The 23,869-nt window shown below is 70.7% G+C and carries 27 protein-coding genes and 1 pseudogene; 1 reads left to right on the top strand and 27 read right to left on the bottom strand.

Annotated elements, in window-relative coordinates; all coding sequences use genetic code 11:
- Positions 1-302: 302 nt before the first annotated feature.
- The 25 genes and pseudogenes from ABZ354_RS02260 to ABZ354_RS02140 all read right to left on the bottom strand — a co-directional run bounded on the left by ABZ354_RS02260 (position 303) and on the right by ABZ354_RS02140 (position 21,036).
- On the bottom strand, positions 303-1,193 hold the full coding sequence (locus ABZ354_RS02260; RefSeq protein ID WP_358651989.1) for a hypothetical protein: 891 nt from the start codon (positions 1,191-1,193) through the stop codon (positions 303-305).
- Between the two features lie 616 nt (positions 1,194-1,809).
- Positions 1,810-2,928 (bottom strand): DnaB-like helicase N-terminal domain-containing protein, encoded by a 1,119-nt coding sequence (locus ABZ354_RS02255; protein WP_358651987.1) that lies wholly within the window; start codon positions 2,926-2,928, stop codon positions 1,810-1,812.
- Positions 2,928-4,199 carry a DNA cytosine methyltransferase gene (locus ABZ354_RS02250; protein WP_358651985.1) on the bottom strand — a complete coding sequence of 424 codons (1,272 nt, stop codon included), beginning with the start codon at positions 4,197-4,199 and terminating at the stop codon, positions 2,928-2,930. The genes ABZ354_RS02255 and ABZ354_RS02250 overlap by 1 nt, the downstream gene beginning before the upstream one ends.
- Positions 4,196-5,986, bottom strand: coding sequence for a TraM recognition domain-containing protein (locus tag ABZ354_RS02245; RefSeq protein ID WP_358651983.1), 1,791 nt, complete (start codon positions 5,984-5,986; stop codon positions 4,196-4,198). The genes ABZ354_RS02250 and ABZ354_RS02245 overlap by 4 nt, the downstream gene beginning before the upstream one ends.
- A gap of 110 nt (positions 5,987-6,096) precedes the next feature.
- Positions 6,097-6,453 (bottom strand): annotated as a pseudogene (locus ABZ354_RS02240) (DUF317 domain-containing protein); the annotation flags it as partial.
- Positions 6,450-6,983, bottom strand: coding sequence for a hypothetical protein (locus tag ABZ354_RS02235; RefSeq protein WP_358651981.1), 534 nt, complete (start codon positions 6,981-6,983; stop codon positions 6,450-6,452). The gene ABZ354_RS02235 and the pseudogene ABZ354_RS02240, both read right to left, overlap by 4 nt.
- Positions 6,984-7,035: 52 nt before the next feature.
- Entirely contained in the window at positions 7,036-7,854 is an 819-nt protein-coding gene (locus ABZ354_RS02230; RefSeq protein ID WP_358651979.1) for a DUF317 domain-containing protein, read from the bottom strand.
- The gene (locus ABZ354_RS02225) at positions 7,845-8,201 is read right to left on the bottom strand and encodes a hypothetical protein (RefSeq protein ID WP_358651978.1); all 357 of its coding nucleotides are present in this window, start codon (positions 8,199-8,201) and stop codon (positions 7,845-7,847) included. The genes ABZ354_RS02230 and ABZ354_RS02225 overlap by 10 nt, the downstream gene beginning before the upstream one ends.
- 28 nt (positions 8,202-8,229) lie before the next feature.
- A complete protein-coding gene (locus tag ABZ354_RS02220; protein WP_358651976.1) occupies positions 8,230-9,033 on the bottom strand; it encodes a DUF317 domain-containing protein in 804 nt (267 codons plus the stop codon).
- Complete coding sequence (locus tag ABZ354_RS02215) at positions 9,030-9,413, bottom strand: hypothetical protein (RefSeq protein ID WP_358651974.1); 384 nt, start codon at positions 9,411-9,413, stop codon at positions 9,030-9,032. Before ABZ354_RS02215 ends, ABZ354_RS02220 begins: the two co-directional genes overlap by 4 nt.
- Before the next feature lie 272 nt (positions 9,414-9,685).
- Positions 9,686-10,093, bottom strand: a complete 408-nt coding sequence (locus ABZ354_RS02210; RefSeq protein WP_358651972.1) for a hypothetical protein — start codon at positions 10,091-10,093, stop codon at positions 9,686-9,688.
- 14 nt (positions 10,094-10,107) lie between these two features.
- Positions 10,108-10,758, bottom strand: coding sequence for a hypothetical protein (locus ABZ354_RS02205; protein WP_358651970.1), 651 nt, complete (start codon positions 10,756-10,758; stop codon positions 10,108-10,110).
- The gene (locus ABZ354_RS02200; RefSeq protein ID WP_358651969.1) at positions 10,755-11,513 is read right to left on the bottom strand and encodes a hypothetical protein; all 759 of its coding nucleotides are present in this window, start codon (positions 11,511-11,513) and stop codon (positions 10,755-10,757) included. Before ABZ354_RS02200 ends, ABZ354_RS02205 begins: the two co-directional genes overlap by 4 nt.
- Before the next feature lie 23 nt (positions 11,514-11,536).
- Positions 11,537-12,232 carry a hypothetical protein gene (locus tag ABZ354_RS02195; protein ID WP_358651967.1) on the bottom strand — a complete coding sequence of 232 codons (696 nt, stop codon included), beginning with the start codon at positions 12,230-12,232 and terminating at the stop codon, positions 11,537-11,539.
- Between the two features lie 13 nt (positions 12,233-12,245).
- Positions 12,246-13,079 carry a relaxase/mobilization nuclease gene (locus ABZ354_RS02190; RefSeq protein ID WP_358651965.1) on the bottom strand — a complete coding sequence of 278 codons (834 nt, stop codon included), beginning with the start codon at positions 13,077-13,079 and terminating at the stop codon, positions 12,246-12,248.
- Positions 13,076-13,501 (bottom strand): hypothetical protein, encoded by a 426-nt coding sequence (locus ABZ354_RS02185; RefSeq protein WP_358651963.1) that lies wholly within the window; start codon positions 13,499-13,501, stop codon positions 13,076-13,078. Before ABZ354_RS02185 ends, ABZ354_RS02190 begins: the two co-directional genes overlap by 4 nt.
- A 98-nt stretch (positions 13,502-13,599) precedes the next feature.
- On the bottom strand, positions 13,600-14,097 hold the full coding sequence (locus ABZ354_RS02180) for a hypothetical protein (protein ID WP_358651961.1): 498 nt from the start codon (positions 14,095-14,097) through the stop codon (positions 13,600-13,602).
- 85 nt (positions 14,098-14,182) lie between these two features.
- Complete coding sequence (locus tag ABZ354_RS02175) at positions 14,183-14,992, bottom strand: hypothetical protein (protein WP_358651959.1); 810 nt, start codon at positions 14,990-14,992, stop codon at positions 14,183-14,185.
- 6 nt (positions 14,993-14,998) lie between these two features.
- Positions 14,999-15,412 (bottom strand): hypothetical protein, encoded by a 414-nt coding sequence (locus tag ABZ354_RS02170; protein WP_358651957.1) that lies wholly within the window; start codon positions 15,410-15,412, stop codon positions 14,999-15,001.
- Between the two features lie 18 nt (positions 15,413-15,430).
- Positions 15,431-16,621, bottom strand: a complete 1,191-nt coding sequence (locus ABZ354_RS02165; RefSeq protein ID WP_358651955.1) for a hypothetical protein — start codon at positions 16,619-16,621, stop codon at positions 15,431-15,433.
- The gene (locus ABZ354_RS02160) at positions 16,618-17,076 is read right to left on the bottom strand and encodes a hypothetical protein (protein ID WP_358651953.1); all 459 of its coding nucleotides are present in this window, start codon (positions 17,074-17,076) and stop codon (positions 16,618-16,620) included. The genes ABZ354_RS02165 and ABZ354_RS02160 overlap by 4 nt, the downstream gene beginning before the upstream one ends.
- 304 nt (positions 17,077-17,380) lie before the next feature.
- A complete protein-coding gene (locus ABZ354_RS02155) occupies positions 17,381-18,124 on the bottom strand; it encodes a glycosyltransferase (RefSeq protein ID WP_358652237.1) in 744 nt (247 codons plus the stop codon).
- Between the two features lie 48 nt (positions 18,125-18,172).
- Positions 18,173-18,667 (bottom strand): hypothetical protein, encoded by a 495-nt coding sequence (locus tag ABZ354_RS02150; protein WP_358651951.1) that lies wholly within the window; start codon positions 18,665-18,667, stop codon positions 18,173-18,175.
- 163 nt (positions 18,668-18,830) lie between these two features.
- Entirely contained in the window at positions 18,831-19,898 is a 1,068-nt protein-coding gene (locus ABZ354_RS02145) for a hypothetical protein (RefSeq protein ID WP_358651949.1), read from the bottom strand.
- A 214-nt stretch (positions 19,899-20,112) separates the two neighbouring features.
- Positions 20,113-21,036, bottom strand: coding sequence for a hypothetical protein (locus ABZ354_RS02140; protein WP_358651947.1), 924 nt, complete (start codon positions 21,034-21,036; stop codon positions 20,113-20,115).
- A gap of 118 nt (positions 21,037-21,154) precedes the next feature.
- Between ABZ354_RS02140 and ABZ354_RS02135 the strand changes: the two genes are divergently transcribed.
- Positions 21,155-21,376: a hypothetical protein gene (locus ABZ354_RS02135; protein WP_358651945.1), complete on the top strand. Its 222-nt coding sequence runs from the start codon at positions 21,155-21,157 to the stop codon at positions 21,374-21,376.
- Between the two features lie 434 nt (positions 21,377-21,810).
- Here ABZ354_RS02135 and ABZ354_RS02130 read toward each other — a convergent pair whose 3' ends face one another.
- Together ABZ354_RS02130 and ABZ354_RS02125 are read right to left on the bottom strand one after the other, a co-directional pair.
- Positions 21,811-23,325 (bottom strand): ATP-binding protein, encoded by a 1,515-nt coding sequence (locus ABZ354_RS02130; RefSeq protein WP_358651943.1) that lies wholly within the window; start codon positions 23,323-23,325, stop codon positions 21,811-21,813.
- A gap of 28 nt (positions 23,326-23,353) precedes the next feature.
- A complete protein-coding gene (locus ABZ354_RS02125; RefSeq protein ID WP_356918419.1) occupies positions 23,354-23,815 on the bottom strand; it encodes a DUF6238 family protein in 462 nt (153 codons plus the stop codon).
- Between the last annotated feature and the right edge of the window lie 54 nt (positions 23,816-23,869).

Genomic DNA, 23,869 nt, shown 5'->3' with positions numbered 1-23,869 from the left:
ACTGGGGTTCGCTTTGTCTGCAGCCTTGGCTGTTTTTAGGAACGTGCTGTCGCATGCCCGTGTAATCATCGCTAGGGCAGCAATTACGGCCCCGATGATGATTGCTATCAGCGAAGCGGCGACTCTAGTCGCAGAGTCCATCTGGGTGGGTTCGCTGTGCCCCAGCCAAGCCCCTCCGGCCGCTCCAGCGAGCGATATGAAGAAGCTCCAAGGGCCGGGGCGTACGCGCCTTAGAAATTCCCAAGTTGGTGTAGAGAGGTTATAGGGCTTGGGGCTAGCTTTTGGTGGTGACTTTTCCTGGTTCATGCCGAACCGCCCCGCGAAACCCACTCCTCAATCAGCCATGCGACGGCCAAAATCAAGACTACGGGTGTTAGGTCCCCGTAGAGCGCGAGGAGCCTGCTTTGGAACTGGGCCACATGCGCTCTTGAGTCGTATGATTCGCCTGTCGATGCGGTTGCCGTTATGCCAATGTGTCCGCCGCTTGCACCTTCATCTAGAGTTTCGATTACTTCATGCGGAAGGTTCACTTGCGCGCCGCTAACCGCGAATTCACCCTCCTCGCCATGAAATTGTGCCAACTTCTCAATCAGGGGACGTAGATCTCCTTGCCCTTTGCGCTTTCGAAGCCAAGAATTCGGTAGTCGAAACGTCATTGCTAGGTGGACGACGACCGTTAGCTCTTCCAGGCGTTGAGCGGTCAAGCCTGGGGGAGGGACCAGGGTGACGTCAATTGTTGTCTCTCTGGCGCCAAGCCCTTCTTCCGCAGCTTGCTGCATAGCTCGCGAAACTGAACTCGCTGTCGCCATGGGAGACGTCGAACTCGACACGAAAAGTGCAATCCATCGACCTTGGTGATCGAGAGCAAACATCTCTCCCGTGTCGAGCCTGTATGTGTGAATATTGTATGAATCCCGGGCGTGTTTGGCGTCTTTCAGTGCCTCTTGTGCGTCAGTATCTTCCGCTGAGTAGGGGCAGTCTAGGCGCCACTGCTCAAGCAATTTGATCAGTCCATCGAATATCGTTCGATGTCTGTGTGTCTCTATTTTCTCTTCGATGGTGTGCAGATATTTCTGAGGGTGCGAACGAATATTAAGTCGTCCCAATACTACTCGGTCGGATGATTCGTCCGAGACGGGCTCGAGAGAATTAGACATCACGGTTTCCACTGAATGAGGAGACGTGTTGGTCACTGCCGCTGTTGCTCTGCAGATCGTCTTGTAGCCCTCGCCTGCACATATACAGCTTGCGCCATGGGAGGCCAAAGCGCAGCTTGACGGCTTGGGAGCGGCAGATTCCGGCAGCCCGGCTAGCCTGGTTTCACCATGGCATTGGGCGGAATGGTGCAACGTCGCAGACCACTGTGTGGTGCGCCGGCCGCTGCACGCCCGCCACCGGGGTGGTGATCCCAGCAGAAGGGGCGGCGCGCTGACGATCGGCATCCCGGTCTTCCTGGGGTCTCGAGGGCAATCAGCGGCTGTGCTATTGCGTCATGGAGCTACGGACCTACTCCGGAACGACCGCGAGGAAGCTCCTCCATGGGAAGCATCGGTCTCTCCTTGACTCGCCCATTGAGACTCCTCGTGATCGATGCGGGCCAGGACCAGGACGTTGGTGGCGGCGGCGCTCCAGTCGGCAGCCTCCAGAGCCATGAGAGCGACGTGGGCCTGGCTGCCGGTTAGTACGGCCTCACGGCGCTCGGGTGGGTGTCGAGGCGGACATGGGCGTCGATGGCGGGAGTCACGTGGTGGTCTCGTCTCTTGTGCCGGTGGCCGGGCCTTGGGGTCCGGCCACCGGCGTACGCGGGGGCTATCGGGTTGCCGGTGTGGACCGGCCGGCGTGTGCGGCCGTGGTGGTCGGCGGGCCGGCGCGGGTGGTGGGCGACAGCCGCCGCTGCTGTGGCGGGGTGGCTTCGGTGGCGTGCTGCCAGCGGGTGCGGGCGGCGGCGATGTCGGCGAGGGCGCGGCGGGCGCCGACGACGAGTTGGAAGGGGGTGTTCGCCGGGTCGCCGGCGTATGCCTCGATGCGTCGGCCGGTGTGCTCGGCCGTGGCCAGGAGGGAGCGCTGCAGGGTGCGCTCGCCCCAGTGCTCGACGGATCCGGCCGGTTCGGCCAGCATGCGGAGGACCTCGCCTGGTTCACTGCCGTCGTCCAGCAGGCCGCGCTGCTGGGCTTCCCACAGGACGGTGACGGGGTCGACGGGCTCGCGGCGGCGGGCAAGGCCGGTCAGGCACTGCCACAGGCCGGCGTGCAGCGGCAGGGTGAGGTCGTCGGGGAGCAGCCACCGGACGGCTTCGATGTCGGAGGGGTAGGCCGTTGCGGTGGCGAGCAGCATCTGCTCCTCCTCGACGGCCTCTGCGGGGTCGGGCGCGGCGGGCGGCGGCGGTGCCGTGGTGCGGGGCAGCACGCCTGCGCGTGGCGGGAAGCGGTTGGCGATGTCGTCCACGACCGCGGCGAGTGCATCGGCCTCCGCGAGCACCGTCTGGACGGGGTGCGGGAGGGAAACGTCGTGGACGGTGTGGATGAGGCGTTCGGCGGCCGTCTGCAGGCGGCGGCGGGCGTGCTCCGCCTCGACCATCCGGGCGTAGGCGGGGGCGTGGCTGGGCCAGGGGCAGACCTGGACGAGGGCGTGCAGGTAGGAGGCGGTCAGCTCGCGCGCCTGCTCCCGGCCCGCGGCGAGCACGCAGTCGAGCCACTTGGTGTTCTTCGCGTGCTCGGCGGGGTCGGGCCGCGGCACGGTGCTGATCGCGGCGTACAAGGCAGCGTGCGCGGCGGTGGAGAACGAATCTGCGGCGATGCCGCTCACGTCGTCCAGGCGGTGCGGGTCGAGGAGGAGGGCCCCCAGGAGGGCCTGCTCGACGTGGAACACCGGCTGGGGCGGTGGGATGGCGTCGAGGTCGTCTTCGTCGGGTTCGGGGGCGTGAGGCATCAGGCGGCGAGGGTGAAGTCGTCGGGGTCGAGGGTGACGCTGAGGTGCGGGGCGAGGAGGTGGCCGGCGAGCAGCGGGGGAACGGCGTTGCCGATCTGGGAGAACTGCTGGCCCTTGTTGCCAGCCCAGGGGTAGTCGGCGGGGAAGGTCTGCAGGAGGCCGGCCTCGCGGGCGGTAATCCGGATCGGCTCGGGAACGGTGGGCGCATCGGCTTCTTCGGCCGACGGTGAGGCGGGTTCGGCGACCCAGGTGCACTCGTTCGCGCGGTGCCCGAAGAACAGCGTGCCGGCCGGCTCGGACAGCGGACGGACGGTGGCGTTGGTCTGGTTGTTGCTGCGTAGGGACCAGGACCAGCGGTGGGCCTCGGCGGTGAACGTGGGCGCCGGGGCGTCGGCGGCACGGCTGTCGCAGGTGCCGTGCCGGGCCGCCCATCCCGCGCCTTCGCGGCGGGACTTGAGGACCACCCCGTCCGGCCGGGGCATCCAGGTGCCGCGCTCCCGGGCGTCGGACAGCGTCTTGCGGGAGCCAGAAGGGAATGGTTCGGGGCCGCCGCCGGGCCCGCCGCCTGCGCAGACGGTGGGGACGGGCCGGTCGGTCGCGCCCCATCCCAGGGCTTCGGCCATGCTGACCCAGCGGGCGCGGCCCGGACCGAACAGCGATGCCGGTTTGGCGAGTTGGGAGTGCGTGGGGGTAGGAGGCTGCGCCGTACGGACGCGGGAGGCCAGGAGGATCGCCCGCTTCCTGGTCTGCGGGACGCCGAAGTCGGCCGCGTTGAGGATCCCGTACCAGACGGAGAACCCCCACTCGCGCAGGACGGCCGCGTACTGCTTCCACAAGGGCAGGACGTGCGGCACTTCCTCCATGGTGACCCAGTCGGGCTCGCCGACCGTGTTCAGGGCGTGCAGATAGCGCATCGGCTCGGCGGCGAGCAGGGAGCGCTCGTCGCGACACGCGGCGAGGAGGCGTTCGCGGGTGTCGCGTCCGGCGGCCAGGTCCTCGACCGCCGCGTGCACCAGCGGCTGGTCGAGCAGGCCGAGGCGTTTGCCGGCCATGCTCCACGCCTGGCACGGAGGGGAAGCGATCATTCCGCGGGTGCGGCCGATGAAGGGCCAGGTCGGATACATTGCCACGTCGGTGCGGATCGTCAACTGCCCAGCCGCAGCCCGGGTCTTGCACGCCCACTCGTCCCATTCCAGCCCGATGTCGCGCACGCCGAGGACGTGCAGTGCCCTGCTCCAGCCGCCCGGCCCCGCGAAGAGGTCGAGGATCACGTGGCCAGCCCGAAGTCGGACTGTGTCGGCGCGTGCTTCGCCACGGCGCGGGCGGTGATTGCCTGCGACGCGCGGGCGGACGCCGCGGACAGCTCCTCCGCGCCGGGCTCCCGGTACCACGGCCGAAGGTCGAGCATGGCGGCGCGCATGCCGGTGGCGAAGCAGAGCGCGGTTCCCTTGGGCAGGGCGCGGATCGCGTCGGCGGGCAAGATCCGCTCCTGCCGCATCGACACCGACGTGCTCTTTCCGGACTCTGAGTGCGAGGTGGACGTGGTCTCCACGTCGTGGTCACCGATCAGGCGGCTGAGCTTGTCCGCGAAGTCCGGGTCGTCAATACCGCTGCCGATCACCTTGACCGTCGAGGCGGACCACATGGCGTCCATGCCCGCGTCTCCCCAGACCTTCTGGCCCTGGCGGTAGGACTGCAGGATCGTGATCGGGATGATCCCGCGGCTGCCGAGATGGGAGTACAGGTCCGGCAAGTCGCTGATCTTGCACACGTTGGCGGCCTCGTCGAGGATCGCCAGCATGGGCGGATCCAGGCGCCCGCCGGCACGTTCGGCCTGCGCGGTCGCGGCCCGCATCACCGAGTCCGCGCACGCGGCGATCAGCGCCGAGGCTCCGCCGCCACCGTCCTTGCTGAGCAGGAACAGCGTGTCGGTGGACGTGACGAACTGCTCCGGCCGGAATTCCGGGACGTCCTTCTGCGGCGTCACCCACGCGGCGATTTCCGCGTTCAGGAGCGCGGAGGCGTACTGCCGGGCGGTCTCGTAGATGCCGTCCCTCGTTTCCGGGGGGCCTTCGACGGTGCCCTTGAGCTGAGCGGCGACGGCGGCGAAGTCGTGGTCGCGCAGGATGTCCAGCGGAGTGCGGTCGGCGGGGAAGGCGAGCCACTGCATGATGTCGGTGATGGGCCGCTCGTCGAGCGCCGCGGCCAAGAGCAGCTGGGACAAGATGTTGCTGCCGGCCTTCGACCAGAAGTCGCCCTGCTGGGAGGCGTCCACCGAGGCCGCGAGGAAGTGTCCGGCCAGACGGTTCGCCCCGTCCAAGGTGGTCGCGCTGGCGAGAGGGTTCCACCACATCTCGCGGGCGGCATGCGCGATCTGCTGTGGATCCATGGTCCACACCGTGCCCGCCCGGGCCCTTGCCTCGTAGGCGGTGGTGAAGGCGTCGCCGGCGGCCTTGTTCGACGTCAGCAGGACCGGGCCGGGTGCGCCGAGCATGGACGGGATGGCGAGCGAGGTGGTCTTGCCGGACCGGGGCGCCATGATCGCGACGGCGACGTCCTCGAACCCCATCCGTACCTCGTGGCGGCTGCCCTGCAGGTTGCCGAGAAGAATGCCAGTGTCCTTCGCGTCGATGTGCTTGCTGTCCTTCAGGCTGGGGCGCAGGGAGCGGGCTTTGTCGCTGATCGCCTTGGCCATCAGCGGCTCGATGTCCCGGGCCTTGGCCATGTCGGTGATCTTCTTCCGGCCACCGCTTCGGTTCTTGTGCCGGGCCCACAGGACGCCAGCCCCCGCCCCGAGAGCGAGGAGCAGGAGAACGGGGACGATGCGGGCACCGATCAGCAGGGACGTTTCTCCTGCGTCGGGCCAGAACTGCTCGGGGTGGAGCAGGGCGTTGGTCGGCTGGTAGGGGGCCCAGCTGGTGCCGGTGAGGTAGCCGGTGATGTTGCCGGACAGCCAGGCCAGGTGGGACAGGGGAACGACGACGGCGAGCACGCCGAGGAGGAGGCGCAGGACGAGGTCGTATCCGTCGGTGTTGCTGCTGGAGGAGGAAGGGGGCAAGAGCTATGTGCTTCCGGGCGGGGAGGGAGGGGTAGCGGCTGCGGTCGTGCCTGGGCGGCGCTGGCCGTGAGGGGATCGAGGCCGTTGTCGCCGTACGGTGACCAGCCGCCCTGCCGGAGCGCTCCGTACGGGTCGCAAGGCGCGTCAGCGGCTGTGGCCGGGTCGGTGAAGGCGGCGATCACTTCGATGGGTGTGCGGGCGCCGAGGCTGGCGTACCAGACGGGCCGGTCCGACTCGGCGCGTGGTGCAGGGTCCACCACTGGTCGTCGGGGTCGGGCTCCACGTGCAGAGGGCCTTCTGGCCGGGGCTGGAGAGCAGGACGCGTGGCATCAGGGGTCGTTGCCGTGGCTCCATCCGCAGGCACGGTGGAGGGGAACGGTGATCCAGGCGGGGTCACCGCCGCCGGCGAGGTGGCGCGGGGTGATGAAGTCGACCTCGACGGTCTCGGGAGTCGGGGCCCTAGTCACTTCCGTGCCGCGGTTCGTCGCACGGGTGAGAGGGCCGGCATGGGAAGCAGGGATGAGGGGGCCTTGCGGGCTGCGGTGTTGATCTCCCGGAGCGCTTTGCCGTGGGTGGCCCAGTCGTCGAGGTAGCTCCAGGATTCGGCGTGATGTTCGGCGAGGGCGTCGTCGAATTCGGCGGTGCCGGGCTTGGCGGTGGCGGGCAGGGCATCGCGAGTGAGCAGCCATTGCTCGTGCAGTTCGTCGAGACGGTCGAGGGCCGTGTGCAGGACGCCCAGCTGGTATACCCAGCGGCTCTGCACCGTGTTCTCCGGCAGCTGGGCCAGCTGTGTCTCGGCGGTCGCCAGCAGGTGCCGGGCGCCGTAGCGGAGCGGCTCGAACGCCTCGGCGGTGTCGGCATCGCGCTGGCTCTTGCGCATGCCGTAGGCGTGGTCGTCGTAGGGCCAGCCGTCGAGGCCGGTGTGCTCGTCGGAGTAGGCGTCCCAGGCGTCGAGGATCTTCTGGCTGTCCCGCACGTAGTGGTCGAGGTGGCGCAAGAAGTCGCGGTGTGTGTGGTGGTCTCGGGAGATGGTGAGGGGTCCTGTCAGGTCAGCGGCGAGCGGCCGGCTGCGCGGTATTGGCGTGCGCCGGGATCGTCGCGGGTTTCGTCTGCTGGCGGCGGCCTGAGCGTGCCTGGGCGCGTAGATGCTTGATGCGCGTGGCGTGGGCGTCGACCACCTGCTGCGGGCGCAGCGTGCTGGGCTCCTGTACGGCGCTGTAGTGGCCGGTGCGTTCGAACATGCCGCGCTGGAGCGGGTTGCGGTCGGTCAGCGCGGTGAGGAACGCGCTGACCAGGTGAGCGGGGGTGTGCTCGTCGAGGTAGGCGTGCCAGATGTGCGGGCCGGGAAACTCCCCTTGGCCGGGCTCGCGGATCTCGATGTGCCAGGACGACCGGTCGTGGAATTCGCTCAACGGCCGCAGTTCGATGTGGCACATGGAGTCCGGCGAGCGCGCGCCGTCTGGCTCGTGGTGCCATCCTGCTGAGGTCACCTGCTGCCACGGGTCCGGCTGCTTTGGCGGCGGGGCGGTGAGGGCGTCGGTGAAGGCGGCGAGGACCTCGGCGGGCACGAGTTCGCCGAACTCGGCGTACCAGCCGGGCTCGGTTCCGACGGGTTCCGCCCGTAGCCGCCACCACGCCGAGGTGCGGGACTGCGGGTCGAACTGGAGCCGGTGGCGAAGGTCAGGGCTTGCCAGGATGATCTCGGCGCTCAGGGGGTCGGAGACGGCGTTCCATCCGGCGGCGGCCAGGCCGTGGGTGACGTGGCGGGCGTCTCCGGGGCCGGCGAGGTGGCGGGGGCTGGTGTCGTACGGGATCTGCACGGCGTGCTTGTCGGCGAAGGCGGCGAGCTGCCGTTCGCTCAGCGGCACCAGCAGCACCCCTGCTCGCTCGTCGGCGAACTGCCGTACAGGTCACGGAGATCGTCCAGCACGTAGTGGAGGGTGTGCTGGTCGGCCAGTTCCCACGCGGCCGTGCGCAGCTCGGTGATCAGCAGGTCGCCCTGCGCCGTGCGCGGCGCGTCAGGGTTCTCCTGAACGGCGCGGGCGAGGGCGCGCAGCGTGTCGGCGAACTGGACGGGCAGGCCCGTGTACTCGTCGAGGAGGGGCTCGACGAGGGCGAGGGCTTCTGCGGGGTCGGGGTTCTCGCGCAGGTAGTCGGTGAGGTCCGCGAGCGTTTCGGTCAGGGTGCGGATGGTGTCCGGGGTGAGTGCGGGCATCGGGTTCCTCGGGGCGGGGCTATTGCGGTCAGCGGCGGGTGCGTGCGCCGCCGGTCGGGGTGTAGGGACGGGCGCTGGTGCGCGGCCTGGTGCTACGGGCGCTGTTGCGGGCCCAGGTGGCGGCGCGGGCGGCCGTGATGCGGGCCTGCTGCCACGCACTGAGCTGGGAGGGCTTCACGGACATCGACCAGGTACGGATCTGCGCGCTGTGCGGCACGCGTCCGCGCGGGCGCATCACGGGGTCCGGGCTGGCGAGTTCGGTGGAGAAGGCTTGCACCAGGTGCATCGGGGTGTTCGGCGTGAAGTTGGCCGTCCAGCCGTTGCCCTGCTTGTCCTGCGCTCCGGTCCACCACATCACCGCCCCGTCGGGGCTTTGCCGGTACTGCATCCACGCGGTGCCGTCGGCGCTCGTCGCCATGTAGTCCTGGCCCTCGAAGCGCGTGTGCCAGTTCTGCTCCTGCAGAGGGGCCCAGACGTTGGGGGCGTGGGCGGAGCGGGGGCGGGTGAGGGCGTCGGTCAGGCCGGCGACGATCTCCACCGGCGTTTGCCGGCCCAGGTGGGCAGACCACTCGCCGTTCGCTCCGTCTGTGTGGCCGTGGATGGTCCATCCGCCGGGGAGGACGTAGGGGTCGTAGGCGATGCGGACGGTGCGGTCCGGGCTCTCCATGCGCAGGGGGCCGCCCGTCTTGGACTTGTCCCTCCAGCCGGAGGCGCGCAGGAACTCCGAGACGTGCCGGACGTCGCCGCCGCCGGCCAGGGCGCGGGGCTGGACGAGGTAGTGCTGCTCGGCCTGCTCGTCGGGTCCCCAGCCCTGCCACTGCTTCTTCTTCACCGGCGGCGCCGGACGACGAGCGGTGCGGGTGCTGGGGGCTTCGCCGCCGTAGTGGCGGGCGGGGCGCCGACGCGCTGAAGAGCGTCTTTGTGTTCGTCCAGGTCGCGGGTGATGTCGCCGAGTTCGTTCGAGGCACGGCCCAGGGCGAGCCACACCTCCGCGGGGAGCGCGCCTCGCTCTGCCTGGTCCTTGGCGAACACGCTGCCGGTGGCGACGAGGTGGGTGATGCCGCTGAGGACTCCGGTGTCCGGGTTGAGCACGCGGGCGATGACCTGAGCGGCCTGGGGCGGGGGAAGCTGAGATAGGTGGTCGGCGAGCTGGCCGAGCTGGCGGGTGATCTCGTCGGCCAGTCTCACCGGGTAGGGGGCGGGGTGGGACATGCTCCTCCGGGTCGGTGGACGGTCAGTGGTGGTGGTGCACGACGCGCTGTGTCTCTGCGAGGGCGACCTCAGGGCGGGCGCCGGCCAGCGGGGAGGTGCGGTCGGGGCCGGTCGGAATACAGGAGCGCAGATAGCGGCGGAAGAGGGCCGTGGCGAGTCGGGGCTTGAGCCGGTTGCTGATCGGTGGGGGTGTGCGGGTTGTTACGGGTTTCTCCGGGTCTCGTGTGGTGAGGCGGGCGGTCCCGGCGCGGTGTCGGGACCGCCCAGGCGCCTTACGGGGTGCGGCGGGCCGGGGTTGCAGGCGAGGGGGAGCCGATCGGTGCCTGTTGCCGCACGGCAGGGCGGCCCGCTCGGGTGCGCAGGTCCTGCACGGCCTGTCGGTAGGCGGATTCGTCGAAGACGTCGGGCGTGCAGTTGACCTCGTACCCGGCCAGGAGCAGGACGAAGATGGCGCGGGTTGCCAGCCGCTTCTGCTCGCCGGCGTCGAGGTGTTCGGGCACGGTGTGCCAGATGTAGAGCGGCGCGCCCGTGGGGTATGCGTGGCGTTCCAGGCCGAGGTGTTCCAGCAGGTCGTGGAGCTGGGCGGGGGCACCCGTTGGGGTGTCGGCGTGGATGGTGGTCGTCAGGGTCTTGATGTAGATCTCGACGTCCGTGCCGTATTCGTCGGCCAGGTTGGCCATGTGGTTCTCCGGAGTCAGCGGCGGCGGGATACCGCGGGCTGGGCGCGGCTCGGAGGTGGTGAGGTAGTGGCCGGCCGCTGCGCAGGGCGCGCGGCGTGGTTGCGGGCGTGGAGGATGGCGCGCGCGGCCTCGCTCATGGAGGTGGCGGTGCTTCCGAGCCGTGCGATGGGATCGGCTTCCCCGGCGGGCGCGGCCCCTTGGAAGTCGCTGGCGGCGATCCAGGCGCGGACGACGACCTCTCTGGCGAGGGGCAGCAGCCCGTGGACGGGGGCAGCGATCTCGGTCAGGACCTCGGCCACCTCGCTGCTGGTTGTGGCGGCTGCGGCTCGTTCAGCGAGGCTGGCCAGGGAGCGCAGGGCGGCCTCACGTTCACCGTCCGGTGCGACCAGCATGTTCAGCGTGGGGTCGAGGTGGACGCTGTGACCGGCGGCGAGCAGGGCGTTCGAGGCTGCGGTCGCCTTCCGACGCTGCTGCTCCACGGGCAGGCCGTGTGGAAGCCGGTGATAGTCCCCGCGCGGTCCGGGAGCGGAGAGGAAGCCGCCGGTTCGCTGGAGGATGTCCGCGGCCTTTCCGGTACCGCCGATGGCCACGACCAGGTCGGTTCGGGGGTCCTTGGTGATGGTGACGTGCTCCAGCACCCAGAAGTCGGACTCCGTCTGCTTCACCGAGACCGGGTGGTCGGCGTACGAGGACCGGCAGGGACGGGCGGCACGGAAGCGGCGGCGGTGGGCGCGGTCCGGCCTGGGGGATGCTGCAGAGCGGTGCCGATGCCGAGCGCGTCGAGGCGCGGGCCGATCTTGCGCAGGGCGCGGGCCTGGGCCCGGGTGTCGTCACCACTCAGGCGGTAGATGCCACTCTGCGGGTCCTGGACGAAGCCGTGGGCCATGAGGACAGCGGTGGCGCGGTCGTCGGCGGGGGCGGCGGCGACGCTGCCGTCCGGCTGCCAAGTCAGGACGACCCGGTCCGGCTGGGAGGGCTGGATGCCGCCGTCCAGGGCGTTGTGGCGGACCTGGGTGAGGGCGCTGTCGTATCGGGCGAGCAGGTCGCCGGTGACCTGCTCGGCGCTCAGGAACGGGTCATCGGCCAGGGCGATGCCGTTGGGCTCGGGAACGCCGCGGAACGCCTCGTCGGGCAGGGCGTGCGGGGCGACGGCGGCGATGAGGAAGCCGTCGCGCTCGTCGTGCCGGTCCAGAAGGACGAGCTGCGCACCGTCCTGTCGGCTCAGGACGGCGGCCTGCTGCAGGGGGTGCTCGGCGAGAGAGGCGGCGACCAGGTCCAGGTCCCAGATGCGGTCGGCGAGTTCGGCGAGGTCGTCCTTGGCGTCGGCCGGCAGGTGGGAGCTGGTCCAACTGTCGGGGAGTTCGCCGGCGAGAACGTCGGCGTACGAGGCGAGACGCTCGGAGGTGTCGTGGTCGTGCATGGTGTCCTTGGGCGAGGTGGGAGTCAGCGGCGCAGTCCGGCGGCCATCGGGGGCGGCGGGACAGGGAGGGTGCGCGGCGGTGGCGGGCAGGCGCACACGGCAGAGCGCTCTTGCTCGGTTGACGGGACTTCCCCGGTGCAGCTGCTGCGGCCGGGGTGCGGGGCATGCCGGTCGGCGAGCTGGTTGCGGGTCTCGGAGAGGTCGGTACGGATGACGCGAAGGTGCTCGTCGGCGAGGTAGCGCAGCCGCCGCGCGATGTAGGGGTCGGCCGCCTGGCCGGGCCCGTCGTGGAAGTCGGCGGTGGCGGTGAGGACTTCCTCCAGCGCGGCGAGGACGCCGTCGTGGGCGGCGGTCAGCTCAGTCAGCGCATCGGCCGCCTCGTCCGTAGTGGCGGCCTCGCGAAGGCGCTCGGTGACGTGGGCAACGGAGGATCCCAGCGGCAGGTAGCTGGCCGGACGCGACTCGGTGTCGAAGTCCGCGTCGCAGTCGACGTGGTATCCGGCTGCCCGCAGGCGGGCCACGGCGTCGGTGGCCAGACGGGACTCGTCGTCCTCCGCTAGGCCGGTCGGGGCGCGGTGGTACGTCTCATGGACGCGGACGACGGCGACGAAGCCCGCGCGCTGGAGGATGCTATGTGCCTCGGAGTCGCCGCCGCGGGCAAAGAGTTCGTCGGAGTGCGGGTCGCGGCGGATGTCCAGGAAGCGTTCGGTGCGGGGCAAGGAGACGCTTCTCCTACGGTGATCGGTGGGCGTTGTGCCGGACGGCGTCCGGGGCCGGGACGGCACGGGGCTGGACCAGGCGGGTTGCGGTGGTGTCCAGGTCCTGCTGGATGGCGTGGAGGCGGCGGGCGATCAGCTCCAGGCGGTGTGCCGTATCGGTGCCGGCTGCTCCCGGCTGGCGGGCGATCCGGTGCGAGGCGTGCTCGACGAGTCCGCGTACCGCTGCCAGAGGGCCGGCCTGTTCGTCGGCGAGCTGCGTGAGGATGGTCGCGAGCTGGGCCGACGCCGTGAGCGCCGCGCGGACGGCAGGCCGCGAAGGGGGGTCGGATCGGACAGGGATCAGGTGGAGGTCCTGTTCGATGCGACGCGCCTCCTGTGCCAGGCGCCGCAGTTTGTCTGCGGGAGGAGCGTGCCACGTGCCGTCGAGATGGATCAGGTCGAGGCGCCCTGGCTGGGCTTGGACGGCGATCCACCGGCAGCCATGTTCCTTGCCGGGGATCTCGATGCCGACGGCTCGTGCGAGCCGTTGAGCGACCTCGGCCCACTCCGGTCCGGTCAGTTCCCGGTCGTCGGGGTGAAGGCGGATGTCGAGGTGGAGGATCGCCCGCCGGTCGTCGTCGGGGCTGGCGGCGAACGGGTGCTCCAGATAGGGGTCTTCGAGGTGCTCGGCCCACTGGACGGACGTCCAGGTCTTCTGCTCGTCGTCCAGGGTGAAGTAATCCAGGCCGGGCCAGTGGGCGGCGATCGTGTGTTCCGTCAGGCCCTCGTTCGGTGAGACCGGCCGCCCCAGCGCCTCTTCGAGCGGGTGGTGGGGCCGGTGGGTCCGCTCGTGCAGGCGGGGGATCAACGGCCGCTCCGGATGTCGGCGATGTGCACGAGTTGGCCCAGGGCGGTGGTGGTGTACCAGCCGCAGTCGATCAGATCGTCGCGGTCGGCGAACCGTGCGAGGAGGGTGTCCTCCATGGCCCGCAGGTAGATCAGGCAGTCAGGGCAGCGGCGTGAGAGGTGCACGAGGTAGCGGGGGTGGGCGGTGACGTAGGACTGGGCGCCACCGGTCGCATCCCGCAACCGCCACCCGTCCTCGTCGGTCGGGGTGTGCCAGGAAGGGGCCACGACGCACATCGCGTCGCCCCACAGCTCTCCGTCGACCACTCCCTTCAGGACGACGACGGTGTCACCGGCCTGGAAGTGGGCGTGGGTGATGTCCCGGTCGGGGGTGAGCGGGTCGGGCGTGGGTGCGAACGCTGAGGTGGGCGGGGGTTGGGACATGAGTTCCTTCCGCGCGATTGCTGGCGGGTGGGAGCATCAATAGTCCGGAGGAACGCCGGTTTGACTAACCGGCGTTCCCCGGCTATGTTGCCCCGCCGTCAGCGGAACGGGTTCTCCGTCCCGCGGTCCGCCTCACTGGCCGCGTCGAGGAGTTCGAGAAGGTCAGTGCCTTCGGCGTCGCGCTGGTCGATCCACCATCCGGCACGGGTGATGGAGCGGGCCTTCTCTTCCAGCTCCGCCCAGTCCGCCTCGTCCCACGCGCCCTCGATGACAAGCGCGGTGTGAGCGGCCGTCATCAGCTGGTGGCGGGAGCGCTCGCCCCAGTCCAGGGCCTTCTCCGGACCCTCCAGCTGCGGCATGTCGAACTGCTTGGCCCACGCGATGGCTGCCTCCTGCTCCTCGGCACGCTTGGTCGCGAGCCACTCCTCCTTGGACTCGGAGTCGGCGTCGCGCGCCGCCTTCCAGCAGTCGGTGCAGTCCTTCGACGCGAGCCAACGGGCAAAGCCCGCCCGCTTGTCGGCAGGGCGATTGGACAGGTCATGATCCACGCTGTGGGAGCAGGCGTGCTCCACGGTCCAGTGCGTACGCACGGCCATAATTCGATCTCCTCAAAAGGGGTTGGAAGGTGGGGGTGCGCCCTGATCAGGACGTCTGGTGCCAGCCTCGGAGTGGGCGGCGGTGTCAGCCGCGCGGCCGGTGCCCGGCGGGGTGGAGCTGTCGGCGCGCGGCGAGAAGGACGGCGAGGGCGAAGGCCGCGCCGGCGGTGGGGAGCGCCGCGCTGGCCAGCGTCTGCTCGGCGAGGCGTCCGGCCAGGGCGGTACCGGCGGACTGTCCGACGCCGATCGAGAGGATCAGCCATGCGTACGCCTCGCTGGTCCGGCCCGCAGGGGCGAGGGCATCGGTGGTCACGTAGGCGCAGGCGACCACGACGGTCAGGAACGCACCAGGCACGGCGACCGCCGCGGTGGCCGCGAACGGCGCGGGCTGGGTTGCGAGCGGGAGCCATCCGGCGAGGAACGCGGCGCTGGCGATGATCAACCGGTCGGCGGTGGTCCGACTCCAGGTGCGGCGCCCGTAGACGAGGCCGCCCAGGAAGCTGCCGGTGGAGAACGCGGCGGGGATGATGCCCGGGAGCATGTCCTGTTCGTGGTGCTCGGCTATGGCGATCGACCACACATTCATGGCCCCGATCGCGAACCCGATGCCGGTCAGCGAGACGAACAGGAGCAGCAGGCCGGGGCTGGTCAGCCGTCCAACGTCACCGTGCAGGGTGCCGACTGACGGCGTCGATCGCCAGCGCCGCGATGGCGGAGCGAGGACGACCACGGTGGTGCCAGCCAGGCCGAGGACGGCGGTGACGGTGAGCGCGACGCTCGGGTTGTACGCGGAGGCGAGGGCGGCGACGAGCAGGGGGTCGACGATGTACAGGAGGCCCTGCGTGCCGGTGCCGAGGGCGAGCGCGGCGTGCCGAAGGCGGGCGTCGGGCAGCACGCTGGGTCACAGGGCCCGCAGCCCGGCCTCCAGGGACGGGGTGGTCAGGCCGGCGACGACGACGAGGGCCGTGGCGAGGCCCGGTCCGCCGTACGGTCCCGTCAGCGGGAGGGTCACCAGGAGAGCCGAGTTGAGCACGGCGGCTGGAAGATGCACCGCCGTCTGGCCGTGGCGGTCCATGAGGCGTCCCTTGACGGGCTGCACCACCGAGGAGGACAGCCCGTACAGGGCGCTGACTAGTCCGCCGAACGCAATGCTGCTGCCGCTCGTGGTGGCCCACAGGAGGATGGCGACGGGCGCCATGCCGTTGGGGAGTCGGCCGGTGAGGGTGCCGCCGAGGAGGCGGGCGACGTACGGGCTGCCCAGCACCGCGCCGTAGGTGATGCGCGGTGCCGGGGCCGGGGGTGCGGTCGGGGACAACAGGTGCTTTCTCGGGGTCTAGCGGTGGCGGGCGGTCGTGCTGGCGCGGGGTGGCGGCGTGGGCGGGGTGGTGTCCACGGCCGGGCGCGGGCGGGCGCGTAGTACGGCGGTGCGGTGCGGGGGCAGGACGGCGACGGTCGCGCCGAGGTCTTCGGCCACCTCTTCGACTTCACGGGTGAGGAACTCGATCTGTCGGCCCAACGCTGAGAGGCGGGTGGCGATCTGGCGGCCCTGCACGGTCTCCAGGGCGCTGGCGAACTGGCTGCTCGTCTCCAGGAGTTCCTGCAGGCGGACCATCGGACCGGCGGCGTAGCCGCGCTGGACAGCTCCGAGGAGAGCGTTCGATGCGTCACCGGCGGTGTGGCCTTCGACGACGTCGCGGATGAGTTCCTGCAGGGACACCTCCGGGGCCGGTGCCGGGCGGTTGAAGCGGGAGACGTCTGCGCGCAGGATGCCGGGCGGGACCGGAGCGGGCAGGGCCTTGCCCGCCTCGTACTCGTGGTCGTAGTGCCCGATCACCTGCCAGCCCGGTACCCCCGGATCGCCGCGCAGCGCGACCACCGTCGAGTCGTTGTCCTCGACCAGGTAAGCGAGGGTGATCGGCTGCCCGTCGGCGGCATACCACGACTCGGTCAGCTCCAGCTCGCCGCGCCGCTGCGCGGCCTGGGCCCTCTCGGTCCACATCTGCTGCTCCTCGTCGGCCAGCGGAGCCTTGTGGTGCTGGCCGTCGCGCTGGTCGGCGAGGTTGCTGGCGATAGAGCTGTGGTCCGCCCAGGCGGTGAGGTGCGGCCACAAGGCCGCGTGCTGAGTGCGTTCGGCCTGGGAGCCAGGGGCGGCCGGCCGGTCGAGGGCCCGGCGGATCTCGGCGGCGGAGGCAGCCAGGCCGTCCAGGACGGCTCGCCACCCGGCCAGGTGCCGGGCGGGTGGCAGCTCGGCGAGCACGAGGCGGGCGGCATCGAGGAGAGCCTCGGCGTGCGGGGCGAGGTGGGTGGCGTACGCCTCCACCGCCGCCTTGTCGCGGTGGGCTCGTGCGGCTGCGGCGGCGCCCACGTGGACGGTACGGCCGTAGCGGTCGCGTGTCATGTCGAGCGTGGCCTCGGTCTCGCTGTCGATGACCACCATCCGCAAGCGGAAGTCGCGTGCCCCGTTGGCCAGTTCGGGAGCTGTCGGCAAGGGGCCGTCGGGGGCCGGGCTGCTCGCGGGTGTCATCGGGACCGCCCGCGGGTCGCGGCCGTCAAATGGACGGTCGGAGCGTACGTGGGCTTCGGCGGGATCGGCCGGGCCTCTGGCGGGGAGGTGGTGGGCGGTGCGGAGCGCTGCGTCGTCCGGCCGGCTGCGGCCTGGGCGAGGCGGCTGCGGCGCTCCTGCAGTCCGTAAGGCCGGACGGGGCGCGGCGGGCTGGCCGAGAGGGACGGCTCGAGGCGGATGTCGGCCTGCACGGTGTAGCCGTGGCGGCGCAGGTCGTGGACGGCTTGGCGAGTGCGGCGGACTCCGTCGCGCTCGGGCTCGCTGAGCCGGTACAGGCCGGGTTCTCCGGGAACGGGCTCGAACTGCTCGCGCTCCAGGTACCAGTGGGCGAGGTGCGCGGGCAGGGCGGCGGTGAAGGAGGCCACGAAGCCGTGTTCCTCGTGGTCGCCGAAGGAGAAGTGGGTGCCGGGTCGCAAGGGGGCGGGGCTCTCCTCGGGGCGCGGGGCGGAAGGGGCAGGGGCCGCGGTGCGCGGGCCGGGCCGTGGTGAGGGGGCGGGCTGGCGCGGTGACGGGCAGGGCCGGGCGACGATGGGGTGCGCTGATGCGGGCCTGACGAAAGAACGTTTCGCCGTCGGCGAGCCACGTCTCGATGGCCGGCCACGCGCGTGCTCGGCGCTCCTGCTCCGGCACGGAAGGGCGGTGTGCGCCCACTGATACTGCTCGCTTGAGGCGATCGCGACGATCCCGGACTCCCGGCTGTGCGACAGGACGATCTGCGCCTCAGCCACGGACCAGGTTTTCGCCACCGCGCAGGACGGCGCGCAGGCTGCGGCCGTACGCCCAGGCGTGCTCCCGGGCAGCCGCCTCCAGCCGGTCGTATCCGACCTGGGCCGTCATCTGCCCGTCCCACTTGCGGTACCTGTACACGGGTACTGGCAGCAGGATCCCGGGGGCGAGAGCGGTGACGCCGAGGGCCGCGCAGTAGTCCTCGCCCTGGACGAGGCCGCCCATCGGAGCGGCGCGCACGAGGTCGGTGCGGGCGAGGATCGTGGTCGGCCCGATGGGGATGGTGTCCGCAGGCGACTTCCAGTACGTCCGCACGTCACCGGCCTCATGCCGGCCGGGCGGCGTTGGGCAGCGCCACAGGGTGGTCGAGCCGTCGGGGTGCTGGTCCTCGCTCCAGCCGGCGCACCAGCCGACTCTCGTCGACTCCAGGGCGTTCAGCCGTACGGCCATCGCATCGTCGGGGAACAGGTCATCGTCGTCGGCCCAGTTGGTGTACGGGGTGCGTACGTGAGCGAGGGCCAGGTTCCTGGCGCAGGCGGCGCCGACCGGACGGGGCAGCGCCAGCGTGCGAACGCGCGGGTCCTGCGCGAGCGGGGCCGGCAGACGGTCGGGCGAAGCACCGTCGAGCGCGATCACGGCGTCCCACGGCACGGACTGCCGGGTGAGGCTGGCGTGCATTGCGGTCAGGTAGTCCAGCCGGTCTTCGCGCAGGCGGCTTGCGATGACGACGGTGATCAGGGGCGTGGTGTACGGGGGCAGAGAGGGCTCCGGGAAGACGAGAGGGAACTAGCGTCGGGCGGCGGGGCGCGGGGCGCCGGCCTTCGCCGGGGTTGCGGCAGGAGCGCTCTGGGGCTGCCTGCCGCGCGATGCCCGCATGGCTGGCGGGGAGTCGAGGCAGGACCAGGCCACCGGGTGGTCGTTGAAGGCGGTGCGCGGGTCGGTGGACCAGCTCACGATTGGGCCGATGTCCTCGTGCAGGAGGCTGATCACCTCGACGCCCTCCTTGTGCAGGACGTACCCCCACTGCATGTCCTGCTCGTCGGCGGTCGTGTCGGTGACCGACATGCGTACCGGGGGTGAGCCGTCCGGGGTGATCAGGTGGTCGAGGGTTCGGCTGGGCCAGTGCTCGCCGCCGGTCAGCGCGGTCACGAGTGCGGGCGGGGCGTCGTCGAGGAGATCGGTGCCGAGTTCGTCCCAGCCGACGGCGACGTCGTCGATGAGGTGCCGGGACATGGCCTCGACGTTGCGTCCGAACTTGTACTGGTAGGCGGCCAGGAGCAAGGGGAGGTGGTGGCTGGGTACGCCGTCGAGCTGGACGTGGATGCCCGTGTATCCCGTACCGCGGGTGGGGCGGGCGATGAAGGAGCGTGTGGACAGGGGATTCTCCGGAGCGAGCGGGGTGCGGGGGAGGTTCGGCGGCCGTCACGGTGGCGCGCGGGTGCGTCTACGCGCGGTCGGACCAGGACGGGACCGGAGGGCCGGAGGCGTCGGTACGCGCGCAGGTGTAGCCGATCAGGCGGGAGGGCTCGGCCCTCGCGGGGACGGTGGCGGCGTCGTTGCACACGAACGTGTAGCGGATGGAGGTGCGGGGCACGTCGTGGAGCCAGGCCCGGTCGTCCTTGCCGGGATTGATCTGCAGGCCGGAGTGCGCCACGGCGTCGGTCTGGGTGTGCGTGTGGGAGAAGAGGATCAGCGCGCCGCCGTCGGTGGTCTTGAGGGCGTAGGCGTCCGTGTAGCGGTTGGCGGCGCCGGTGAAGACGGTGGTGCCCTGTGCTTTGAAGCGGGTGCCGGTCTTGTCGTGGACTTCGATCTGCCGCTTGCTCGCCTTGGTCGGTGCGAAGACCTTCGTCCCCGTGTTCGTGCCTCCGGTGGCGAAGTTGTCGAGGATCGCGGTGCGCAGCAGCTTGGCGTCAGCAGCGAGGCGCTTGTTGCCATCGGCGGTGACGGCCGTTGCGTATCCGTCGTGGTCGAGGGCGATGTCCGGCAGGTCCGGGCTGTCGAGGTCGACGACGGAGACCATCTCCCAGCGCTTGTGCTGGGGGCGCTCGGCGAACACGGCCAACCGCGAGGGGGCCTTGCCCTTCTGGTCCGAGAGCGCGGCGGCGAACCAGCGGTTCTGTCCGGCTCCCAGGCGCGGGATGTACAGCTTGGCGTCCGCGGAGTCGTAGGACCACGGCTTGTACGGCTTGCGGTCTGCCGCGGGGAGCCCTTCGGTCTCGGTGTAGTCCGAGACGGACATCGCGTACAGCGGGCCGTCCTCGACCGTGTCGAGCAGGCGCCGGTCGCGGTCGGTGTTGGCCTCGTTGTTGAGTTCCGAATAGCGGGTGATGACGTCGCGGGCCTGGGCGGCGCTGAGAGCGGGCACCGGCTTCGGGGCGGTGCTGGCGTGGGGCGTCTGCCGGGCATGGGCGGGGCCGTCTTCGCCGGCGCAGCCGGTGAGGGCCAGGGCGAGGCAGGCGGCGCCGACGAACAGCGGCAGGGTACGGCGAGCGGTGCGGATAGGGGGCTCCAAGGGTCTGCTGGGCGGATGGGGATCAGCGAGCACGACTGGTCGTGGGTGCTGTCTTCGGCGATGTCGGCGGAAGGGCCGCGCTGGCGGCGGGCCGAGTGGCGGAGGTTCACACCGATGCACTTGGCCGTGAGCTGCTGGACCACGCCGTGGACGCGAAGTGCGCGACCGCTGTCCCCGTAGGCGGCGGGAAGGGGAGGGAGGCGGCGGTGCGGCGTCAGCGCATGTGCCGCGGCGGAGCTGACGGGAGGGCTCGCGGCGGAAGGGACGGTGCACGAGCCGGGGTGGAGGGCAGCCGCGGTGCGGGCGCGAGCGGGGTGAGGGCCCGCATCCGGTCCTCGGCCACGTGTAGGACCTCTCCGAGGCTGCGGATCTCGGCAGCGGCGTCGGCGAGGTCGTAGGACAGGTCGAAGCCGTCGTCCTCCTCGGCTTCCTTGGCTTTCTCGCCGGCTGCTTCGAAGAACTCGCCGAGCTGTGCCAGCAGGCCGTCGGTGGGTTCCAGGATCTGATGCAAAAGGGCAGCGGCATCCGCGTGCGACTCGGCTGCGTTGAGCCGGTCGGTCAGGTCGCGCAGCGCGTCGCCGTAGACGTAGGCGGGGTCGCGGTCTGGTTTGCCGAGGATGTCCCGGGACGGGGGCGTGGGCGTCGGTTGGGCCGGGTGCACGTGGGGGCTTTCGTGGGGCAGAGCGGGGTGCGGTAGCAGTCCGAGCTGGGCGAGGCGGAGGTCGATCGCCTCAATCAGGGGTTGGGCGCTGCCGCCGTGGCGGGCTTCGGGCCGCCGGCGAGCGCCGGGGTTGTCGGAGGGGGCGGAGTCGTAGAGGACCTCGAACAGCGTCTGGTCGTCGGGGAGCTCGCGGGTCGCGATCCAGCCCTCGGGGTCTCCGGGCGGGTGGTCGGAGGACGGTTCCTGCGGTGGACTGATGATCAGGTAACTGTCGTCGGGGAGCGAGACGCGCACGATGTGGGCGCTGAGGCCGAACTCGATGTCGCATGGCAGTCCGCGCGCTCGCAGCGGCGTGGTGATGTGCGCGTGGCGATGCCACAGCTCCTGCCACCACGACATGTTCACGTCGCGGTGGTCGGGAAGTGGCGCGGTCGGAGCCGCGCGGGCGTCCGTAGCGTTCGCCTCGTCAGCGGCCACGGATTCTCCTGCGAGACGCCGGTCGGTGTGACAGAGGCGTTCGGCGAGCGAGGTCGACTTCTGGCTTCGGAACCGGACTGGAGTCGAGTTCGTACTCGTCGTCGGCGGCGATCAGGTCGTGTTCCAGCTGGGCTTCACGATCGGCGACTTGCGCCATGAGGTCGTCGTGCTCGGCCTGGCACTGCTGGTATTCGGCCCGGTCGGCGTCGCTGAAATGAGCGGGGCGGTTCAGAGCATTCCTTGGGATGTGGGTGGATCAGGCTTCCGGGCAGGCGCGGTCAGCGGTGGCGACCGCCCGGCCTGGGTGGCGGAGGCGCCGGCGGGCATTCCTGACGGGTGAGCGTCGCGAGGAAGCGCTGAAAGCCGCGGTGGTCGTCGAGTTCCTTGGCCGCGTCACGAAGAGATTCCGAGGTGCGCCGCAGGAAGGCGCGCGCTGAGGCGCTCGGTGAAGTGCGGGGGTGCGTGGCTCGACGTGGTCGCCGCCGTGCCGAAATGCTTCAGAACGGTGCTGCCGGCGCGGGTTGTGTGGGCTCCGGGCGAAGTCAGCACTGGGCCGGAGGACATCGCGGGAGAGGTCCTGTGCATCGGTGGCGTGCTGGAGCAGCGCGGTGTAGGAAGGCGTGGCCGGTACGTGTCCGTTCTCGTCCAGCAGCTCTCACTGCTGGGCAGCGTTGAGTTCGTCCTTCATCGCTTTGAGCGCGCCGATTAGCTGGAGCACCTCGTCGCTCGGTATCAAGGCGCGTTGGAATTCGGGCTTCACGAGTCTCTTGGTCTTCAGTGCATGCGGGCGTCGGTGTCGAAGAGGGCCAGTTCGTGGCTGTGCAGGAGGTGCTGAACAATGAAGCTCCGACCTGCGACTTTCCACAGGCCACGCCCTCGGTTGAGGTGCGCGATGGCGTCCATCTCGACGGAGGTCAGGCCGAGCAGGGAGGCCGCGGCGTGGAGCTGGTCGGTCTCCTGGCGGTAGATGATCCGGGTGCTGCAGTCGGCGAGGAGTCCCTCGGCTAGGGCCCGGCCTTGTGATCCGGCGTCGCCGGCGGTGAGCAGGTCGGACAGCCGGTGGATCACCATGAGGTTGGCGATGCCGAGGCCGCGGCTGAGCTTCCACTGGGCCTGCATCCGCTGTAGCAGGCCGACGTGCCGCATCAGGCGCCATGCCTCGTCGTACACGATCCAGCGCCGGCCGCCGTTGGGATCGGAGAGGGCGGATTCCATCCAGGCGCTCGCGCAGGTCATTGCCAGAACGAGGGCGGTGTCGTCCCCGGAGCCGCCGAGGCGGGACAGGTCGATGGTGAGCATCGGCGCGTTCGGATCGAAGGCGACGGTGGAGGGGGCGTCGAACATGCCGGCCAGGTCGCCGTGGACCAGGCGCCGCATGGCGTGGGCCAGGTCTCGCGCTGTGTCGCCGAGTTGGCCCGACATCATCCCGGCGGCCTCGTCGAGCGCGCTTGGGTTGTTGAGGGTGGCGGCGACGTCGCCGAGGAGCGGGGTGCGGTGCGTGTCGGCGGCGCGGGTGACGACGGCGTCGAGGGCGACGTCCAGGGCGGTGTGCTCCATGGGCATCAGGTCCCGACCCAGGACGGTGCGGGCAAGGGAGCCGAGCAGGAGCAGGCGTCGTTTGCGGATCTCGCCGATCCAGTCGGCCTCGGACACGCTCTCCGGGCGCGGGGCCGCGTCCAAGGGGTTCAGGCGACCCGGCAGTCCGGGCCCGAGGGCGACGGACCGGCCGCCGAGGGCTTCTGCCACCGGAGTCCACTCGCCCTTCGGGTCGCACGGTACGTAGACGCGGTATCCGAAGGCGACCGATCGCAGCGCGAAGGACTTGGCGAGGGCGCTCTTGCCCTGGCCGATCACGCCGGCGAGCAACAGGTTGGGGTTGGTGAATCCCTCGACTTTGCCGTACAGAGCGAACGGGTCGAAGACGAATGATGCTTCGGCGTGGACGTCGCGGCCGATGTAGATGCCCTCGGCGCCGAGTCCGCCTTCGGCGAGGAAGGGATAGGCGCAGGCCGCGACCGCTGTGGTCATGCGGTGGGCGGGCAGCTTCAGCCGGTTTCCGCGAGAGGAGGCGGGCCCGGGACGTCCGTTCGGTGGGTAGAGCGGGGCGGGCATCTGGTGCTCGGCGGGCGTGCTTTCGCTCTGGTGGGCGCTGGCTTCGGCGCGGGCTTTGGCGGTGGCCTCGGCGAGCTGGCGGCGGGCGGCCTTGCGGCTGGCGCGGTCGGTGCCGTGGGGGGTGAACAGCGGGCTGGCGGAGGCGCGACGGGCGCGACGGGCGGGCCGGTGGCTCATCGGAGGCCCTCGATTCTGCGGGTGGTGCTCATCGCACGCAGGCCGTGGTGCGCGGGCGGAGGTCGGTGGGGGTGGTTTTGCGGCGGACTACGTGTCCGGCGGCGAGGTGGCGTTGGCAGATGGTCAGCAGGGGCGGACCCTCGGGAAGCCGCTCTGGATGACAGGAGCTCGTCCCGGCGTTGGCCTCGGTTGTGCCAGGTAGCAGGTGGAAGGCGGCGTGGACTTCGGTGGTGGCCTGCCAGAGCCTGGTGTGGGCGGTGGCCAGGTGACGTCCGGCGGCCGGGTGAGGGGGCCGAGTGTTGTCGGCGAGCCGGTCCAGAAGCTGGAGCAGAGCGGTGAGGTGGGCGTGCAGCACGTCAAGGTGCAGCCGGTCCACGGGCCTGGGTGGGTCCGCGTCCGACGGCGCTAGGGTCCGTGCGTGGTGGCGGATGCCGGCGCTCGCGGCGCGGAGGTAGGGGTGCGCGTCGTCGGGGCGCGTAGGAGAGGTCAAAGGTGGTGGTCCTTCCTGCCGGTAGGCAGGGTGGCGACGGGCGTCCCGTCGCGG

Origin of the sequence: Streptomyces sp. NPDC005925, assembly GCF_040638805.1 — a bacterium.
GTDB lineage: Bacteria > Actinomycetota > Actinomycetes > Streptomycetales > Streptomycetaceae > Streptomyces.
Note: the sequence above shows the minus strand (reverse complement) of the source record. Positions and strands in the feature narration are given on the sequence as shown.

What these genes read in the sequence shown, in the direction of transcription:
- ABZ354_RS02255 (WP_358651987.1), bottom strand. Translation starts at nt 2,928, where the DNA reads ATGCCTCACGCCCCCGAACCCGACGAAGACGACCTCGACGCCATCCCA.
- ABZ354_RS02225 (WP_358651978.1), bottom strand. Translation starts at nt 8,201, where the DNA reads ATGCCCGCACTCACCCCGGACACCATCCGCACCCTGACCGAAACGCTC.
- ABZ354_RS02215 (WP_358651974.1), bottom strand. Translation starts at nt 9,413, where the DNA reads ATGTCCCACCCCGCCCCCTACCCGGTGAGACTGGCCGACGAGATCACC.
- ABZ354_RS02210 (WP_358651972.1), bottom strand. Translation starts at nt 10,093, where the DNA reads ATGGCCAACCTGGCCGACGAATACGGCACGGACGTCGAGATCTACATC.
- ABZ354_RS02200 (WP_358651969.1), bottom strand. Translation starts at nt 11,513, where the DNA reads ATGCACGACCACGACACCTCCGAGCGTCTCGCCTCGTACGCCGACGTT.
- ABZ354_RS02185 (WP_358651963.1), bottom strand. Translation starts at nt 13,501, where the DNA reads ATGTCCCAACCCCCGCCCACCTCAGCGTTCGCACCCACGCCCGACCCG.
- ABZ354_RS02180 (WP_358651961.1), bottom strand. Translation starts at nt 14,097, where the DNA reads ATGGCCGTGCGTACGCACTGGACCGTGGAGCACGCCTGCTCCCACAGC.
- ABZ354_RS02165 (WP_358651955.1), bottom strand. Translation starts at nt 16,621, where the DNA reads ATGACACCCGCGAGCAGCCCGGCCCCCGACGGCCCCTTGCCGACAGCT.
- ABZ354_RS02130 (WP_358651943.1), bottom strand. Translation starts at nt 23,325, where the DNA reads ATGAGCCACCGGCCCGCCCGTCGCGCCCGTCGCGCCTCCGCCAGCCCG.